The sequence below is a fragment of the Brakhagea baltica genome (assembly GCF_052161605.1).
Classification (GTDB): Bacteria; Planctomycetota; Planctomycetia; order Pirellulales; family Pirellulaceae; genus JBKCUI01.
Window position 1 is genome coordinate 1,511,617 of record NZ_CP197409.1, and the last position, 16,633, is coordinate 1,528,249.

Consider the following 16,633-nt stretch of genomic DNA (forward strand, 5'->3'; position numbering starts at 1 on the left):
CTTCCTATTTGATAAATAGGAACTCCTTCATCATAAAAAAGGATCTGGCGATATCACTCCAAACTCGCAACTCCGGATCGACGCTCGATTCCAAGGGGAGAGATTGCAGGAGGATCGTCAAGTTTCGCGATTGCTCTTGTAGTCGTAACCAATCAGTTACCTGATCCTCATCGAGCCACTGAGGCACAGTCGAAAGCTGGAACCCATAATGAAACGATTGATACGATGACTCAACCTCAACCGGGCTCAAAGCATGATCATAGAGTCGCGCTTCAAAGATTTTACCGACTAGCATTTTACCATTCGATGCGGGCAAATGTCTGACCCCCAAGCTAAGGATGGTATCGCCCGGCTCAAAGGCACGAACCCCATCTGCTCGATAGGACTTTCCGTAAGGTTTCCCGTCACGGTAGGCAAGTATGGTGCTATCCTCTTCATACACGACGGCTAAATGAACCATCCGCTGGCTAGCATCCGATTCGACGAACCCATTAAAAGGCTTTGTTCTAGCAAAGAACTCGCTTCCCGCCATCCAATGTCCTGGCGTTTGCTCGCCAAAAACAATCGCATCGAAGCCTGCCCCATCCCTTGTTTGTACGCTTATCACCCCTCCTCCCCGTTGCTGAAAGCTATCGAGTTGCACCCAAGCTTCCAGGGTCTTTTGTCTAAGAGTTCTCGGCATTGCAGAAGGTGGCAAGGGCTGTGAAATAGCGAAACCTTTCCCATCAACAACCAGAGCCCCATCGATCACCTGTGCACCGTTTTGCAGATCGAGCCGGACCGCCCCCTCCTCGTCGTGGCGGTTCGAATGCAATGCCGCACTATCAAAAGAAAAACGAACTATTGGCTGCACCGGTGGTGCAGAGATCGTGTCTTCGTTGTTCTGTTGCAACATCTTGTCGCGAGCCACACCTACAAGAAACGCAATTTTAGATTCGACTAACGATTTCGCCTCTACAATTTCCATTGCTTTAGCCGCTTGCAATGCGAGATCTTGTAGCGATTCGTCTCGATATCGTTGGATCAAATCGAGTTCTATTGGTTCTGGATTCCTGGCCAGGGCCGCAACAAACATCTTTGCTATGCGATCTCGTGTGCTGAGATCGGCATACTCAGAGCTTTCTAGTAGTCGCTTGGCCCATGCCGTGGTAAGCTTGGTGATCTGAGGGTCGTTCATCAACGCGAGCGATTGAGCAGGCACGTTGGTGGAGTCCCTGCGACCGACGGTAGCAAACGGCTCAGGAAAATCAAACGCTCTTAAGAATGGATCCAAACTGTTGCGTTGCACTCGGACATAGAGCCCGCGTCGATTGGATTCTCCTGAAACGGTGGGGCCGAATCGCTGTAAACTGAGTTCGCCCGAAACTCGTAGCAGACTATCGCGAATTCCTTCGGCATCTAAGCGTCTTACCATCGCGTGGGACCATAGCCGATTGTCGGGATCCAGGGCTGCTGCTTCGGCGGTCGGTACGGAATCAGCCTGCCATGTTTCAGACAGCACTAATTGTTTGATCAAGGACTTGAGGGAAGTATTCTGAGACCGAAACGCTATGACGAGAGCATCGAGCAACTCTGCGTGAGTGGGTAGCTCGCCTAGGCGTCCGAAGTTATCAGGCGTAGGAACTAACCCTCGGCCAAACAAGTAATGCCATATTCGATTCACGATGACGCGGTGAGTTAACGGGTTCTCTCGACGCAGCATTTCATCCACCAGCCGCAATCGATTGAAGTCATTGTCTGGGTCGGTCACGTTCAGAGCAGATAAAAATCTAGGTGGTACCTCCTGCGCTGGTGATTTGTGGTCCCCTCTTACGTAGAGTTGCTGCTTTCGCTTGCGTGCCTCTTCGATCGTTGGGACTCGGATTGGTACCGGTATGGCAGCCTCGAGGCTGCGATACTCTGTAAGGAGCTGAAGAATCCGTTGGGATTCCTTTCCCGTTAGTTCGCTGGCTTTGTTCTGAAGAATGTTGGCTGTGACGAGTTCATCGAGCATGATCGCCTGCGCGTCCGAGATCGTGCCGTTCTTCCATACCATGACGGCTTGCAAGATTTCGTCTGCCAACTTAGTGGCATCGTCCGAGTCTTTCACGACTTGTAGCAGCTCGGTCAGTCCCCTAGTCCCTCCCAACTTACTTCGCGGTGGCGAGGTACTTGTTGTCAGCGCAATCTCGCGGATACCGAACCAGGAACGCTGGCGATCGCTTACGGGCATGGCCGTATCAAGTGCATGCGCGATTTCAAAATGGGCGGAATCTCCCTCCCAGTAAGTCATATCAAGTCGTTCCCATCGCCATTGGTTGCTGGGCTTTAAGAATGGATAGATACCTCCCATGCGAGGGTAATCTTGGACAACTGCTCGGAGTGTGGCTTCGCCTCCCCCTCGAACTAATGCCCAAATATATTGCCCTGGTTCAATTCTGATATCGATCGATGTCAAGCGAGCAGAGTGTTTATCGCTAATGAGTCCCGAGTAAATCCCTCGTGGTAAAATCTCGCTTAGTATTGAGTCTCCTTCGACTGCGATCCGAAACTCACCCGAAGAGGAAACCATCGGCTTTCGATCGTGAGTCGACGGGAGTCCTACTCCACTTGCAATCCAATCTGAGGTGTCGTCATCTTTGCTAAGGTCCCAGGCTCGTTGGATACTGTCCGGATCTATAGAGTCAGAATCGCCAGTCGTTTGGAGCAACGGCTGTTTGCGCTTATTAGGTTCCTCCATCGGATCTAGAAGCCGCTGCACCAAACGATCTTTGTCACCAAGCCACAGATCGCACAGTCCCTCGCGAATCTCGCGTTTCAAGAGCTGCAACTTCTCAACATTCATTTCTTGTCGCTCGGAGGTGTCGATCACGATTCGTGCTGGTCGGCATTGATTGAGGGCCGCATACAGTGCGTAGTAATCTTCTTGGCTAATGGGATCAAATTTATGATCATGACATCGTGCACAAGACACTGTCAGCCCGAGAAACGCTTTGGAGAAGACATTGATTTGATCATCAAGGAACCTAACTTTCTCATCGAGCGCATCGGTTGGAAAAAAGCCATGAAAAACCATGCGCCAATGCGACATAGCAATCGAAGACTCATTAAAGCCGAGCTCTGCGTCCACCCTCGGATCGGGGATCAAATCTCCTGCGATGTGTTCGCGTAGCATTTGGTCATAGGGTACGTCGTTATTAAGAGCGCGAATCAGATAGTCGCGATAGTACCACGCATTATCGATTGCTGGGTCGCCTTCGGAACCATGGGAATCTGCATAGCGAAGCCAATCCATCCAGTGCCTTGCCCACTTTTCGCCAAACTCCGGTCGAGCCAGCAAACTGTCCACCAACGGTTCCAGGCTCCCTGCCTTATCGATTTCGGAAACTGCAGCGTTGAGTTCTAACTCAGAAGGCGGTAAACCGATAAGGTGTTGATAAAGTCTTCGCACCAATTGATGATTGTTGGCGCGGTTTTGTTTCGGGATGTGTGTTTCGGCCAATTTTTGATCGATGAAGTAATCGATCAAGCTGGGCAAGTGATTCGAAAGTACACGTGTATCCGATTCCAATGAAGCTTGAGAAGAAAGAAGCTTCGGCGCAATGGGTTGCAAGCTCCACCAGTCAAGTCGACGGGCAAAGGTAGCATCCCAGGAAGTCTGCGATTCGAACTCTTCTTTGGTTGGTGGTGATTGCCTAGGATCAATCAATCCATCTCGGATCCATTTTTCGATATCGGCAATCGCTGTAGCGGAAAGTTTAGCGCCTCCTTGGGGCATTTCCATCCCCTCGATCTCGTGCTTGATGACGGCAAGAAGTTTGCTGGTTGCCGGCTCACCTGGTTCGACAATAGGACCATCATCACTGCCAGCGAGTAGACCACCTCGCCAATCGAGAACGACACCGCCATCCGATTGCCCGAGAGAGTTGTGGCACGCGTAGCAGTGTTCCACCAAGATGGGCCTGATTCGCGATTCAAAAAACTCAAGTTGGGAATCGTTTCCGTATACAAGCCCCAGAGTTAACGTCAGAGCGAACCCTATCGAATAAGGAACGCGCGTCAGAAGTACGAATAACGATCGATTAAAAAGCGGAAGGCACGGCATTTTGCGGAGGGGCGAATTGCTTTCGAGTTTCCTCATAGGCATGATTCGCGAAAAGGGGAGGACAGGGGGCTCCCCTCCATTATGCCACAAATTCCTCCTCGCCGTCGTTTCCTGGGCGAGCTAATTGGCCAGATTCTTCTAGTGAACGAACGACATCCACGATCTTTTGCTGAACCGATTCGACATCGCTGAGTTTGACTCGGCCCAGGAATCCAATCTCCTCCTTGAGAATTTCTGAAGCCCGCTGGGACATATTCTTCATGACCTTGTCCTGCAAAGCTTGGCTTGCACCCTTGAGTGCCATAGCCCATTGGCTGGTTTCGACATTCTTGAGAAGGGTCTGAATGTCTTTGTCCGCGAGCTTTTGAATGTCTTCGAACACGAACATAAGCCTTCGAATTTCCTCGACGAGCTCTGGGCTGTCCTTGGCCAGATTCTCGAAAACCATACGTTCGGTCGCGCGATCGGTGACGTTGAGAATCTCTGCCACGGCAGGCACACCACCCGATTTCTGAAACGACTGATGCATCACCATCGACATTCGGAACTCGAGAGCCCGCTCGATATCCGTAATCGCCTCGGGACTTGTTTGTCCCATCTTGGCAATTCTCTGGATGACCGCGAGTTGTTTTTGTTGTGGCAATCCGTTTAGGATACCTGCACCGGTAGCGGGTGGAACGTGGCAAATCACGACCGCGATCGTTTGCGGATGCTCGTCCATGATGAACGAAAGAATATTCTGCGCATCCGTTTTTTGAAGAAATCCAAACGGCAACGACTCGATCGTCTGTTGCAAAATGGCCAACATGTCGGCTGCGTCTTTTCCTAGTGCTTTCCTAACCAGGGCTTTAGCCTTTTCCAGACCACCACACGCATGGATAAGGGAGCTAGGCTGTCCGCCAAAGAATTCCTGAATCACCTCTTCCTGAACTTGTCCAGGAATATCGTCGATCTGAGCGATGGCGAGCGACACCGCTTCAACGTACTTGGGAGGCAATCGAGCCAGCAATTTTGCAGCATCGTCCTCTTCAAGCGCCATGAGCAGGATGGCGGATTTGTGAATCCCCTCTTCGACCATACTCGTATGCATTTGGCGGCTCGACTGCACGATTTTATCTACTCCCACTCAACAATCGTGTCGTGCAGGAAGAAACTGTCCGGCTCTTTTCGTCGACTGTTTGCGTTTGGGAAACGATACTTTCTGAAGCCGCAGGATTAGCCGTTACAGATCGGCAGACCAGGGTAATCGGCAATACCCCCACTGTCCGTTGTTTTCGTCGACTCCGATTTCCAGCCATTCGAGCCGGTTGCCTATGCTGGGGTAGAGCTCTCGCATCAGTTCTTTGCCGATCCAGCCTGCTATTTCTTCCGCTGTTGTGTTCACAATGGGGAGTAGCATGCAATCCTCGGCTGGAAAAACCCAGCGTTTATTCTTAAAACGCACCGTGATTTCATCTCCCTCTGGCTCGACGGAAATCAGGCTGTGCTTAAGGGGTAAAAGCATATGGTGATCAAGCTGTTTGACGATTTTAGCTAAATTGTCTCGAAAAGCGATAAAATCGATGACGTAACGGTTTTCGTCTAGTGCCCCCTGGACCTCGCCTCGAACGCCATAATTATGCCCATGCAAACATTCACAAATGTCACCCGCGAACGTGATGAAGTGGGCAGAAGAAAAGACGAGTTGCTCTTTTTGAAGCAGAACTCGGTAGGTCTCGTTAGTCATATGCAAATAGCAAACTTGGATGAATGGAAATTAGAAGGAGGCCGAAAATCGGTTATAGTGTAGCAACCTGGTAAGGTTGCCCAAAGGTGAGGTCAGACAACGAGAGATTTGATGCAAGATAATGTAAAGTTTAAGCCCCATTACGATGTTGCAATCGTCGGCGGTGGGCACAATGGTTTAGTGGCCGCCAACTATTTGGCCCTGGCGGGACTAGATGTTATTGTTCTAGAACAAAAATCTCACCTAGGTGGCGCATCGGTTTCTGCCAAAATATTCCCAGACTACGATGCTTTGGTATCGAGGTACGCTTATCTGATTTCCCTTTTTCCAACGGAAATTCTCTCGGAATTGAAGATCGACTTTCAAACTTGCCGACGGCGGACGGCATCGTTTACGCCCTATGTTGAGCAGAACGGCACCCCTTCAGGTCTGCTTCTCTCCAATGTTGATCCAGAATTATCGCGGCAGTCGTTCCTTGCTTGGACGGGTAACGAGAACGCTTGGACTCGATATCAGCAACTGTTAGAACTCGAGTCCTCGATTGCCAAATTGGTATGGCCAACGATGACCCAGCCCCTTAAGAGTCGCGAATCCTTTCTAGGTCAACTTCAATCTGATGCCGATCGGCAAGCATGGGATTGGTTCGTTGAACGCCCCTTGGGCCAAGCGATCGAGCATTTCATAGATGACGACTTGGTACGCGGCTTGGTCATGACCGATGCAAAAATCGGGGTCTTTACTCACCCTCATGATGAATCCCTGATTCAGAATCGTTGCTTCCTGTACCATGTTATTGGTCGCGGGACAGGGGAGTGGCAAGTTCCGATCGGGGGCATGGGAGGGCTCGTTGCTGGCTTATCCAAGGCTGCTCTTGCGCGTGGGGCAACGGTGGTTACCGATGCAGAGGTGATTGCTGTAGGGCTCGGTAATGACACGCACTCCGTCCAGATAGTATATGGACCGTCTGGCTCATCACAGCAAACAGTCACGTTTGATGCAACACGCGTCGTCTTCAACGCCAGTCCGAAACGAACCGCCCGTATTCTCAACCAATCTTGGCAACCTACCACAACCGACGAGGGTTCGGTGGTCAAAGTCAATATGCTGCTCCAAAGACTACCAAAGCTTCGGTGCAAGGAAATGTCATCTACTGATGCATTCGCAGGCTCTTTGCACATCAACGAAGGTTATCAGCAAATGATCGGATCGTATGAAATCGCGAAGAGTGGACGTGTCCCTAAACCTGCACCGTGCGAGATTTATTGCCATACGTTGACCGATCCGACGATCTTGTCTGCCGACCTTCAGCAACGAGGTTTTCATACCATGACCCTATTCGGGCTCGATGCCCCGTATCGATTGTTCGAGAAGGATAACCATGAAGCCGTTCGAGCCGAGTTTCTGCAAAGCTACCTCGATGGATTGAACGATTTTTGTGGCGAGTCGTTCGAAGACTGCTTAGCTAAAGACTCGCATGGCAATCCTTGTATCGAGGTGAAGTCGGCACTCGATTTAGAGACCGAGGTTGGTTTGGATATGGGGAACATCTTTCATAATTCGCTTTCTTGGTTCTTCGCAAGCGATCGACATGCAATCGGATCATGGGGAGTTGAAACCGAACAGGATCGCGTTTACATTTGCGGTTCCTCTGCGATGCGAGGTGGGGCGGTGAGCGGGATCCCTGGCCACAATGCGGCGAAGAAGATCTTTGAAGAACTTGGGATCAACCAATGAGCTCGACCAATCTTTCTTGTAGGTATGTGATTTCTAACATGAAGCTTCGTTTGATTATTGGCTTGACAGTTGTTCTCAGCGTTTCGTTCAGCGGCTGTCGTGAACAGGCAGAAGTGGCCGAGCCCGTTCGGCCTGTACGAGCGATCCAGGTAAATGCACTGGATCTAATGAATGACAGATGGTTGCCAGGTCGGGCCATAGCCGCCCAAGAAATCAATCTTGGGTTTCGTGTTTCCGGGCCGATCGTCGACCTAGCGGTGCTGGTAGGTGATCCGGTCAAGAAAGGGCAAATCATTGCACAGATTGATCCACGCGATTTCCAGGTAACTCTAAGAAACGCACAAGCCAATCTCGATGCCGCCCGCGCGAGGCTACAGGCAATGCGTGCGGGGGCGAGACCTGAGGAACTCGAGCAACTCAAAGCGATGGTTGAACAAGCCGAAGTTCGGCTACAGACTGCCACCAGCGAATTTGTTCGGGCCGAGGGTCTAATTCAATCACAAACGATTAGCCAGTCCGAATATGATCAGTTTTTTGAAGCCAAGATTCGCGCCGATACGGATCTGCGGCGGGCGAGAGAGCAGTTGCAGATTGGCATGGTCGGTGCGAGGGCTGAGGATATCGCCGCTCAAGAAGCGGAGATCCGAGCTCTGGAGGCGGCGACAAACTCCATAGAAAACCAGCTTGCAGACACCACCCTTCGAGCCCCTTTTGACGGTGTTGTGGTCAGTCGATACGTCGAGAATTTTGAACAGGTCCGGGCCAATCAAGCTGTCGTACGAGTGCTGGATTCCTCTGTTATCGATATGGTAATCAACGTGCCCGAAGGCTCGATCTCTGTCGTACCTTACATCACTGATATTACTTGCCGCTTTGACGCTTACCCCGAACTAAGGTTGCCAGCAGAAGTCAGAGAGTTAGGCACCGAGGCTTCCAGAACGACGCGTACGTTTCCAGTCCGGCTTCGTATGCAACAACCTGAGGCGGTAAGAATATTGCCGGGAATGGCAGGTGGAGCAACCGGTCAGATCGTTTTGCCGAAGGAGCGAAGCAACGGCCCAGAAATTCCTGAATCGGCTGTATTCGAGCGCGATGGCAGCACTTTTGTTTGGGTTATTAACACGACCGACGGACGGACGGGAAAAGCCGAAGCCCGCCAGGTTGACATTGGCAGTCTTTCCTCTCGAGGTTTGCGTATTGTTCAGGGATTGGACTCTGGTCAATGGATCGCCACCGCTGGTACAACTGACCTACAAGAAGGCCGTTTGGTGCGAATATTGGATCAAACGACACAAGGAATGTCGCCGTGAGCATTGCCACATTCGCAGTACAGCGTACCAAACTTACATGGTTTGCCACCATTATCCTTTTAGCGGCTGGATCAATCGCCTACTTTCAGCTAGGCCAATTGGAGGATCCCGAGTTTACGGTCAAGAGCGCTTCCATCGCCACACTCTACCCCGGCGCGAGCGCTGAGGAAGTCGAGTTGGAAGTAACAAATCCACTGGAGATCGCCCTCCAGAGTATGCCGCAGTTAAAGTTTGTCGAATCGATCTCCCGTCCTGGTTCTTCCATTATTCGAGTGGAAGTACAGCCGAGGTATCGGTCTGCCGAGTTACCTCAGATTTGGGACGAGCTCCGAAAAAAAATCCGAGACGCGACGCCCAGTCTTCCTCCTGGGGTACAGGAACCAATTATTGGTGACGATTTCGGCGACGTATTCGGATTTCTTTTAGCGGTGACGCGAGATGAGGGGTTCACCGACGCAGAGCTGGAGCGCTACGTGGATGAGATCAAGCTAGAAATGAGCTTGATCTCTGGCGTTGCGAGGGTTGAGCTTTGGGGAGTGAGGAGGCAGTGCATTTACGTTGATGTTCCGACCACCCAGCTTACGCAACTGGGTATGTCGCTAGAACAACTCCAGAACACTTTGGCCAGACAGAATTTAGTGGTTCAATCCGGAGGTGTGGAGCTGACGAACGGACGACTAAGAATCGAGCAAACCGGCACCTTTGCCTCCCCGGAAGACATTGGCGACCTAGCGGTCAGCGGCTTTGGACCAACTCCAGGACCAATCCATGAAATGGTACCGCAACCAAGCGGTTCGGATGAGCTCATCCGTCTGCGAGATATTGGCCAAGTGCGTCGCGGCTACATCGATCCGCCGCAGGCGTTGATGCGATACAACGGTCGTCCAGCAATTGGCGTTGCCATATCCAATGCACCTCGAGCCAATATCGTCCAATTAGGCTCGGCCATCGATCGGCGGCTGGCAGTATTATTCGAGGAGCTTCCGGTCGGTATCGAGCTACATCGTATTTCCTGGCAGTCGAGACTTGTCGACGAGTCGATTCGCCAGTTCATGGTCAGTTTGCTTCAGGCGGTCGCCATTGTCTTGGTGGTGCTATGGGTGGCGATTGGATTGCGAACAGCGATTGTTGTTGGGCTTTGCGGTTTGGTATTTGTCATTCTGATGTCATTCTTGGTTATGCAAATCTGGGGCATCGACCTACAGCGGATGTCGTTGGGAGCACTGATCATTGCCATGGGCATGATGGTCGATAATGCAATCGTCGTGGTCGACGGGATTCTCTCGCGCATCCAGAAGGGCATGAACAGGATCCAGGCTGCTGTGGAAGCAGCCACACTGCCATCGATGCCACTGTTGGGAGCCACTGTAATCGCAGTGATGGCTTTTTATCCAATTTATGCATCGACCGAATCGGCCGGTGAATATTGTGCGTCGCTATTTCAAGTGGTCGCTGCTTCGCTTTTGCTGAGCTGGGTTTTGTCCGTCACGATCACGCCACTGATGGCGGTTTGGCTGTTACCCAGAACCGATCCGAACGCCAGTTTCGAGGAGCAGCACAATGGCTTCCTCTACCTTCACTTCAAGCGGTTGTTAGCGTTAGCGTTGAGACATCGCTGGCTCATATTAGGCAGTATGACTGCTGTGCTGGCCCTAGCTGTCTGGGGTTTTCGGTTTATCGACCGTACTTTTTTTCCCGATTCGGCTCGCCTTCAGATCATGGTCGACTACTGGGCGCCGCAGGGAACGCGGATAGAAGCCGTCTCCGAAGATCTTAGATCGATCGAACGCCACCTGCTTAACGACGAAACAGTCGAGTCCGTCAGCTCATACATCGGGCAGGGGCCACCGCGATTTTACTTGCCCGTCGAGCCCGAAAAACCATATGCCTCGTACGCTCAATTGATCGTTAATGTCAAGGATCTTGCGGGACTCAACCGATTGATTCCGGAGTTCGATGAATGGGCTCAGCAAAATGTCCCTGAAGCAACAGTTATCGTGCGGCGATACGGTCTTGGCCCAAGCAAGACTTGGACGGTAGAGGGGCGACTCAGTGGACCTGGAACGGCCGATTTAGTTGAATTAAGGCGAATAGCCGACCAAATGTCCGATATCGTTCGGAGCAGTCCGCACGCTAAGGTAACTCAACACAACTGGCGGCAACGCGAGCTGAAAGTCGTCGTTGATTACAATCAAGAACGAGGGCGCTGGTCTGGAATTTCTCGCGATAATATCGCCCGCGCCACTCGCCGCGCTTATGACGGATTTCCGATGGGACAATATCGCGAAGGAGATAAGTTGCTACCTATTCTCATGCGGTCCCCACCAATGGAGCGTGAGCAATTTGCTGGTACGATCCCGCTACTCCAGGTTCACCCATCCTACTCTTCGAATGCAGTACCGCTATCCCAGGTTGTTGACGGTGTTAATGTCCAGTGGGAGGACTCGATCATTTGGCGACGTGATCGTCGTCGAACCATCACGATTCAAGCGCGCACCGCCGATGGTGTTCCCGCATCAGCCCTGCGAGATGACATACAGGCAAAACTAGAAGCAGTCCCCTTGCCCAGTGGGTACCGGTTTGAGTGGGGTGGAGAATGGGAAAGCTCGCGAGATGCCCAGCAATCTCTCTTACCAGGAATCATACCGGCAGCGATCATCGTCGCCATCACCATCGTTGCCCTATTCAATTCGTTTCGCCCTCCGCTAATCATCGCACTGCTGATTCCCTTTGCCCTCATTGGCGTCACACTGGGGCTTTTGATAACCGGTCAGCCTTTCGGTTTTTTAGCATTGCTGGGAGCGATGAGCTTAGCGGGAATGATGATCAAGAACGCTATTGTATTGCTGGATCAGATCAATATCGAAAGGAATTCGGGAAGAGACATCTATGACGCAATTATTGAAGCGGCTACTTCTCGGTTGCGCCCAGTTCTTTTGGCGGCGGGCACAACCGTACTGGGCGTGGTTCCCCTGCTCCAAGATGTATTTTGGGTTGCCATGGCAGTGACCATAATGTTTGGTCTGGCCTTTGGTACCATACTCACGATGATCCTTTTGCCCATTCTGTACGCCTGCCTGTACCGAGCCAAGCCAACGCGATAGAAGTTTTTACGACAGGTTTTAATCGTCGTTCCGATAAAGGTCGCCCCAACTCGGTTGGCGTATTGAGAAAGTTTAAATCCCAATGGCAACTTAGGAAGCTACTCAGCAAGAATCCCATCTACAAGCGGTTGCTTACGGAGTATCCAACAGCCTTAATCGCTTGCACAATCCCACCTAGCACCTAATTTTCATCGGGCGAATAAGGGCGTTGGTATCCGCAGTCTCTACCCCAGGTAAGCTGAATTAGGAAAAAATTGCCATCAAAAATTTGACTGTCTATTCTCAAAACCTAGCTTTTGCCATTCCATTTCTGGTGCAACCCAAGCGCCCTCACGGCTCAAAGCGAGGTTTTTACGATGAACAGTCTCCCATCCAACAATTCCAACAACAGCGGATCCAATCCTTACGCAGTCGCCCCCGAGGCGTCTAAAGGACGTAACTGGCTAGCGATTATTGCGGTACTGCTAGGCATTTTCGTCGTCAGTCCCTTTGTTTTGCTGGTTGGAGCTGTCGTTTGTTTGTCGGTTGTAGCCGGTGTCGGATCGCGAGCCCGTATGGAGCAGTCTCAAACCGAGACCTTAGAGCGTCCTGTCTCTGCTCAATCGACAGAAGTGATCGACGAGTTCGCTAACTAGTGGATTGCTACAAGTCGCTCGAGGCTCCTCAATCCTAACAATGGCGAGAAATCCATCGACAAATCCTGAACGGGTTACTTTTTAACCCAAAGCCTGCTATAATTTGGGATTGACAAGCACTATTAGCATTAGCGAGTCCTGCTTGAGATCGCCCTGTTAAAAGCATTTGTTGCAGGAGTGATGCGAAATGTCATCCGATTGGTATTTTTTGAAGCGGGGATTTTTTCGAACCAAAAAAGTTGGGCCGATATCGGAACCGGATTTTCTACACAGAATCGAAAAGGGAGAAATCAGCCCTGATACGTTGGTGTGTAGCACCAGCAAGACTCATGGGCATTGGCTGCACGTTCGCGACATCCAAGCTGCCAACAAGCACTGGAACAAGACTCACCCGACGGCAAAAGATCCAGCCCACTAGATTGGTCGCTGAATGGATCGGTAAGGAAGATTGCCCTCCCAGCGGGTGCGATTCTTGCTATCGTTTGTGGACCGCTCACTTAGGCTGATCATCCCCAAAGGTTAGAAAGAAAGCTGTTCCATGTCTGCTGTCTTGGCGTCTTCTGCTCTGGCTTCCCGATTTGAAACTCTGAGGAAATCGTTTCCCTCGCTGTCGAGGGTGGATTCGGTGACAGGGAAACCCGTCGTGTATTTAGACGGACCAGCAGGCAGCCAAGTTCCGCAGCAAGTAATCGATGCAATTTCGGACTACTATTTGCATCATAACGCCAACTCGGCGGGCATGTTCCCCACCAGCCGTGAAACCAATGCAATCCTTGGTGAAGCTTTGGCGGCGGCTGTAGACTGGTTTGGCGGAAGCGATGAAAACGAGTGCTTTTTCGGCGCGAACATGACCACGATTACGCTCGCATTTTCAAGAGCCCTTTCTCGCACGTGGGGCTCAGGTGACCGGGTTCTCGTGACGCAGCTCGATCATGACGGCAACGTGACGCCATGGCAACTCGCAGCGCGCGACGTTGGGGCAGAGTGTGATGCAGTGCGAGTCAATGAATCAGATGCCACACTAGACGAAGACGACTTCTTGAAGAAAGTAAAGCTTGGCCCCAAGCTCGTTGCTTTCACGGCGGCTTCGAACAGCGTCGGTACCGCGAATCAAATTCAAAGACTTACCGATATCGCTCATCAATACGGGTCGGAGGTTTACGTCGATGCCGTGCACTGGGCTCCTCATCGACTGATAGATGTACGCGAGTGGGATGTCGATTATTGTGTTTGTTCAGCCTATAAATTTTTTGGCCCGCATGTGGGTATGTTTTGGGGTCGCAAAAAGCGGCTAGAGGATCTTATCCCTTATAAGCTCCGAGCTTCGCCAGCAATCGGCCCAGGCAAATGGATGACGGGGACCCAGAATTTTGCGGCTATATCAGGGGTAAGGGCTGCGATAGACTACATGGCGTCTATCGGGGATGAACCTACGGATGTGGTTGTAAGTGTGTCCCGTCGAGAGAGGCTGAAGCGATCATTTGAGCTGATTGAATCCTATGAACTGGGGCTACTGACTCGGCTTATCGCTGGGCTCAAGGCGATCGATGGGATCACAGTCTTTGGAATCACCGATGAGGATCGATTCGGCCAAAGAGTCCCGACTGTCGTCTTCGATGTGGCAAAGGCACCTTCAGCAGAGGTCGCCAAGAAGCTAGGAGAGGCTGGGATTTTTTGTTGGCATGGACATTATTATGCGATCGACATTTGCGAAGCTCTCGGGCAATCCGGTCGTGGAATGGTGAGAGTGGGAATTCTCCATACCAATACCTCAGCGGAAATTGATAGGCTCCTCGAGGAGCTGAGGGCTATCGCGTAATGGCTTGCAGATATCTCCTGGCGAGAAACAGTCGGCAGCTCATGCCGTGAGTTTCTTTTCGGTCAATTTGGCAAGAGCCTGTCTGAGCTCTCGCACCTTGAGCGGCATCGGAATCAAAACGTGTTTCTCTGATGTTTTCGCTCCACGAATAATGTGGGTTTGCTTTGGATCAACGAGCAAAATAGCTGGAATGTCTTTGGTGTGAGCATCGGAAGCGAACTTGTTAAACGCTTCGAGAGCTTCATTCCCAAGATCGGCGGCACAAATCACCAAGCAATCAGCCACCATGGTTTCGTCAGGGCTAAACTTTCCGACAGCCCGCTCAGGATCGCTAAAGATGAGGACTCGGTAACCACGTTTTTTTAACTTTTCGCGAAGCAAGTCCTGGAGTTCTTGTTTGCTCTCCACGACCATCACGGTCTTGCCCTGTCCCTCTTTCGCATCTTCCTCGTTGGCCTGGGTGAATTGGTGATGGACATCCCTTCGGACTTGTTCGTTTGGATTCTCAAGGTTTCGCAAAGCGACTTGAATGTCGCTTAGCATCGCGCCAGGGGTTTGGTAGCGTTTCTCGGGGTCGAACTCCAAGGCCTTGGAGCAGATGGTGTAAACTGACTCCGGTAACTCCTTTACCAGTTCCCCGAGATGAGGAATTTCTAAGAATCGACTTACGTTGAGTCGCTGTGATCGCTCCCGTGTTTCTATCAAAGGAGGGCGGCCAGACAAGATATGATGCATCATCACACCCGTGAAGTAGATGTCGCTTCTGGGATCACCTTTTCGCACATTCGTTCCTCGTTCTAAAGCAGCGTAATCGATCGCTCGTGCACTCGGGCAATCAGCAATCGCTTTGTCCGAGGATGTATCCGCCAAGGCAGCCAAGCCAAAGTCCACCAATTTGCAACGCCCGCTTGGATGCACCAAGACGTTAGAAAGCTTCAAGTCGCGGTGCGAAATCCCTTGCTGATAGGCAAAGTCTAACCCTTGGCAAATGTCGCGAATGATTTGCAATCCCTCTAATGCGCCAAACTGCTTGCGAATCTTCAAGATTTCGCGGAGGGTTTCTCCCTCGACAAACTCCATAACCAAAAAAGGAGCTCGCGGGTCGTTTTGGATTTCGAAGATGGAAACGATGTTGGGGTGTCGCAGCTTCAATCCCATGCGACCTTCTCTAAGAAACTGCTCGATATGCGTGACGTCGCCACGATGCCGACTTCGCAACACTTTGACCGCTACGACTCGCCCCGTATCACGGTGGACGGCTCTGAAAACCCGGGCAAAGGTACCGGCCCCGATCATGTACAACACTTTGTAGGGCCCGTAGTAGTAACCGAGCCTCTCGCCGGTGAGCATCCTTTCGAGCTGAAAGTTGGTCAGGAGCCCCTTTCGAAGTAGCATCCCTTTGACGTCTTCCAGCGTTGCATTCTCCGTGCGCAATTCTGCCCAAAGCTTCTCGATATCCATGGGAGAAGCCAGATCCAGGTCGATGACCCGCTGAGTCAAAGAGCGCGGAGAGATGTCCATGAGAAGATTAAGTGCAAACAGGAGGAGGCTTAAAAAGTCAAACGCTAGATTAAGGATAGTCGATCGGAAGGATGTTGGCCAACTGATTAAACCCGGATTAAGCCAACGAGCCGTCGAAAAGTGGCGACTTTTCGACGGCTCGTTCTATAAGCTGTGGGATTTGGTGCCGAACGCCTTAGATAGGTCGGAGGCTATCCAGGGGGAGGCACTCAATCGATCCCACGGCGAATCTTGCCTGAGATTGCCGACTAGTCTTGGTTTTCGTCCGGTGTTCCTTCGTCCTCACTGGTGTAGCCGTCGCCGTTCAATTCCTCGAGTTGCTTTTGGTACAAGTCGCGTTCTCGACGGGTGGCCTCGAGGTCGAAAACGAGATACTTCATGTCCAACCGGAGCTGACCAATCGACTCTTGAACCAATTGAAGAATTTTTCGTCGGCGATTGGTGCTCTCTACGACTCTTTGGAAGGCGGGCAAAACAGTGACGCGTTGAGCGGGGGGCAGTGTATCGATCACCTTTTGGAGATCGAGGAGTTCCGCAGGAATGTCATTGACCATGTTGTCGGAGGATGGAACTGCTTGGCTCATTGGGAGATTCCTCGAGTAGTAGTGAAGCGGAATTTGCTTAAAGTAGGGTGACCGAAGATAATCCTCAAGAATTGCAGCTCGCGTGCCGTCAAACCGAGAGGTGCGTTAGCATTCAC

11 protein-coding genes are annotated in these 16,633 nt (G+C 51.4%); 6 read left to right on the plus strand and 5 right to left on the minus strand.

Annotated elements, in window-relative coordinates; all coding sequences use genetic code 11:
- Positions 1-4: 4 nt before the first annotated feature.
- The 3 genes from SH449x_RS05915 to SH449x_RS05925 form a co-directional block, all read right to left on the minus strand.
- Positions 5-4,120, minus strand: a complete 4,116-nt coding sequence (locus SH449x_RS05915) for a DUF1553 domain-containing protein (protein ID WP_482380400.1) — start codon at positions 4,118-4,120, stop codon at positions 5-7.
- 43 nt (positions 4,121-4,163) lie between these two features.
- On the minus strand, positions 4,164-5,174 hold the full coding sequence (gene fliG, locus SH449x_RS05920) for a flagellar motor switch protein FliG (protein WP_482380401.1): 1,011 nt from the start codon (positions 5,172-5,174) through the stop codon (positions 4,164-4,166).
- A 132-nt stretch (positions 5,175-5,306) separates the two neighbouring features.
- Positions 5,307-5,810 (minus strand): 6-pyruvoyl trahydropterin synthase family protein, encoded by a 504-nt coding sequence (locus SH449x_RS05925; protein ID WP_482380402.1) that lies wholly within the window; start codon positions 5,808-5,810, stop codon positions 5,307-5,309.
- A 111-nt stretch (positions 5,811-5,921) separates the two neighbouring features.
- On the opposite strand from SH449x_RS05925, the gene SH449x_RS05930 reads away from it, so the two are divergent.
- The 6 genes from SH449x_RS05930 (at position 5,922) to SH449x_RS05955 (ending at position 14,412) form a co-directional block, all read left to right on the plus strand.
- Complete coding sequence (locus SH449x_RS05930; RefSeq protein ID WP_482380403.1) at positions 5,922-7,544, plus strand: phytoene desaturase family protein; 1,623 nt, start codon at positions 5,922-5,924, stop codon at positions 7,542-7,544.
- Positions 7,541-8,854: an efflux RND transporter periplasmic adaptor subunit gene (locus SH449x_RS05935; protein ID WP_482380404.1), complete on the plus strand. Its 1,314-nt coding sequence runs from the start codon at positions 7,541-7,543 to the stop codon at positions 8,852-8,854. Before SH449x_RS05930 ends, SH449x_RS05935 begins: the two co-directional genes overlap by 4 nt.
- Positions 8,851-11,958 (plus strand): efflux RND transporter permease subunit, encoded by a 3,108-nt coding sequence (locus tag SH449x_RS05940; RefSeq protein ID WP_482380405.1) that lies wholly within the window; start codon positions 8,851-8,853, stop codon positions 11,956-11,958. Before SH449x_RS05935 ends, SH449x_RS05940 begins: the two co-directional genes overlap by 4 nt.
- A gap of 356 nt (positions 11,959-12,314) precedes the next feature.
- Positions 12,315-12,593, plus strand: a complete 279-nt coding sequence (locus tag SH449x_RS05945) for a hypothetical protein (RefSeq protein WP_482380406.1) — start codon at positions 12,315-12,317, stop codon at positions 12,591-12,593.
- A 187-nt stretch (positions 12,594-12,780) separates the two neighbouring features.
- Positions 12,781-13,011, plus strand: coding sequence for a DUF4339 domain-containing protein (locus SH449x_RS05950; protein ID WP_482380407.1), 231 nt, complete (start codon positions 12,781-12,783; stop codon positions 13,009-13,011).
- 120 nt (positions 13,012-13,131) lie between these two features.
- Positions 13,132-14,412: a cysteine desulfurase-like protein gene (locus SH449x_RS05955; RefSeq protein ID WP_482380408.1), complete on the plus strand. Its 1,281-nt coding sequence runs from the start codon at positions 13,132-13,134 to the stop codon at positions 14,410-14,412.
- Positions 14,413-14,451: 39 nt separating this feature from the next.
- Here SH449x_RS05955 and SH449x_RS05960 read toward each other — a convergent pair whose 3' ends face one another.
- Positions 14,452-15,933 carry a protein kinase domain-containing protein gene (locus tag SH449x_RS05960; RefSeq protein ID WP_482380409.1) on the minus strand — a complete coding sequence of 494 codons (1,482 nt, stop codon included), beginning with the start codon at positions 15,931-15,933 and terminating at the stop codon, positions 14,452-14,454.
- A gap of 248 nt (positions 15,934-16,181) precedes the next feature.
- A complete protein-coding gene (locus tag SH449x_RS05965; protein ID WP_482380410.1) occupies positions 16,182-16,517 on the minus strand; it encodes a transcriptional regulator in 336 nt (111 codons plus the stop codon).
- Positions 16,518-16,633: the final 116 nt, after the last annotated feature.

Coding starts and splice junctions, on each gene's coding strand:
- SH449x_RS05915 (WP_482380400.1), bottom strand. CDS start 4,120: ATGAGGAAACTCGAAAGCAATTCGCCCCTCCGCAAAATGCCGTGCCTT.
- fliG (WP_482380401.1), bottom strand. CDS start 5,174: ATGCATACGAGTATGGTCGAAGAGGGGATTCACAAATCCGCCATCCTG.
- SH449x_RS05925 (WP_482380402.1), bottom strand. CDS start 5,810: ATGACTAACGAGACCTACCGAGTTCTGCTTCAAAAAGAGCAACTCGTC.
- SH449x_RS05930 (WP_482380403.1), top strand. CDS start 5,922: ATGCAAGATAATGTAAAGTTTAAGCCCCATTACGATGTTGCAATCGTC.
- SH449x_RS05935 (WP_482380404.1), top strand. CDS start 7,541: ATGAGCTCGACCAATCTTTCTTGTAGGTATGTGATTTCTAACATGAAG.
- SH449x_RS05945 (WP_482380406.1), top strand. CDS start 12,315: ATGAACAGTCTCCCATCCAACAATTCCAACAACAGCGGATCCAATCCT.
- SH449x_RS05950 (WP_482380407.1), top strand. CDS start 12,781: ATGTCATCCGATTGGTATTTTTTGAAGCGGGGATTTTTTCGAACCAAA.
- SH449x_RS05955 (WP_482380408.1), top strand. CDS start 13,132: ATGTCTGCTGTCTTGGCGTCTTCTGCTCTGGCTTCCCGATTTGAAACT.
- SH449x_RS05960 (WP_482380409.1), bottom strand. CDS start 15,933: ATGGACATCTCTCCGCGCTCTTTGACTCAGCGGGTCATCGACCTGGAT.
- SH449x_RS05965 (WP_482380410.1), bottom strand. CDS start 16,517: ATGAGCCAAGCAGTTCCATCCTCCGACAACATGGTCAATGACATTCCT.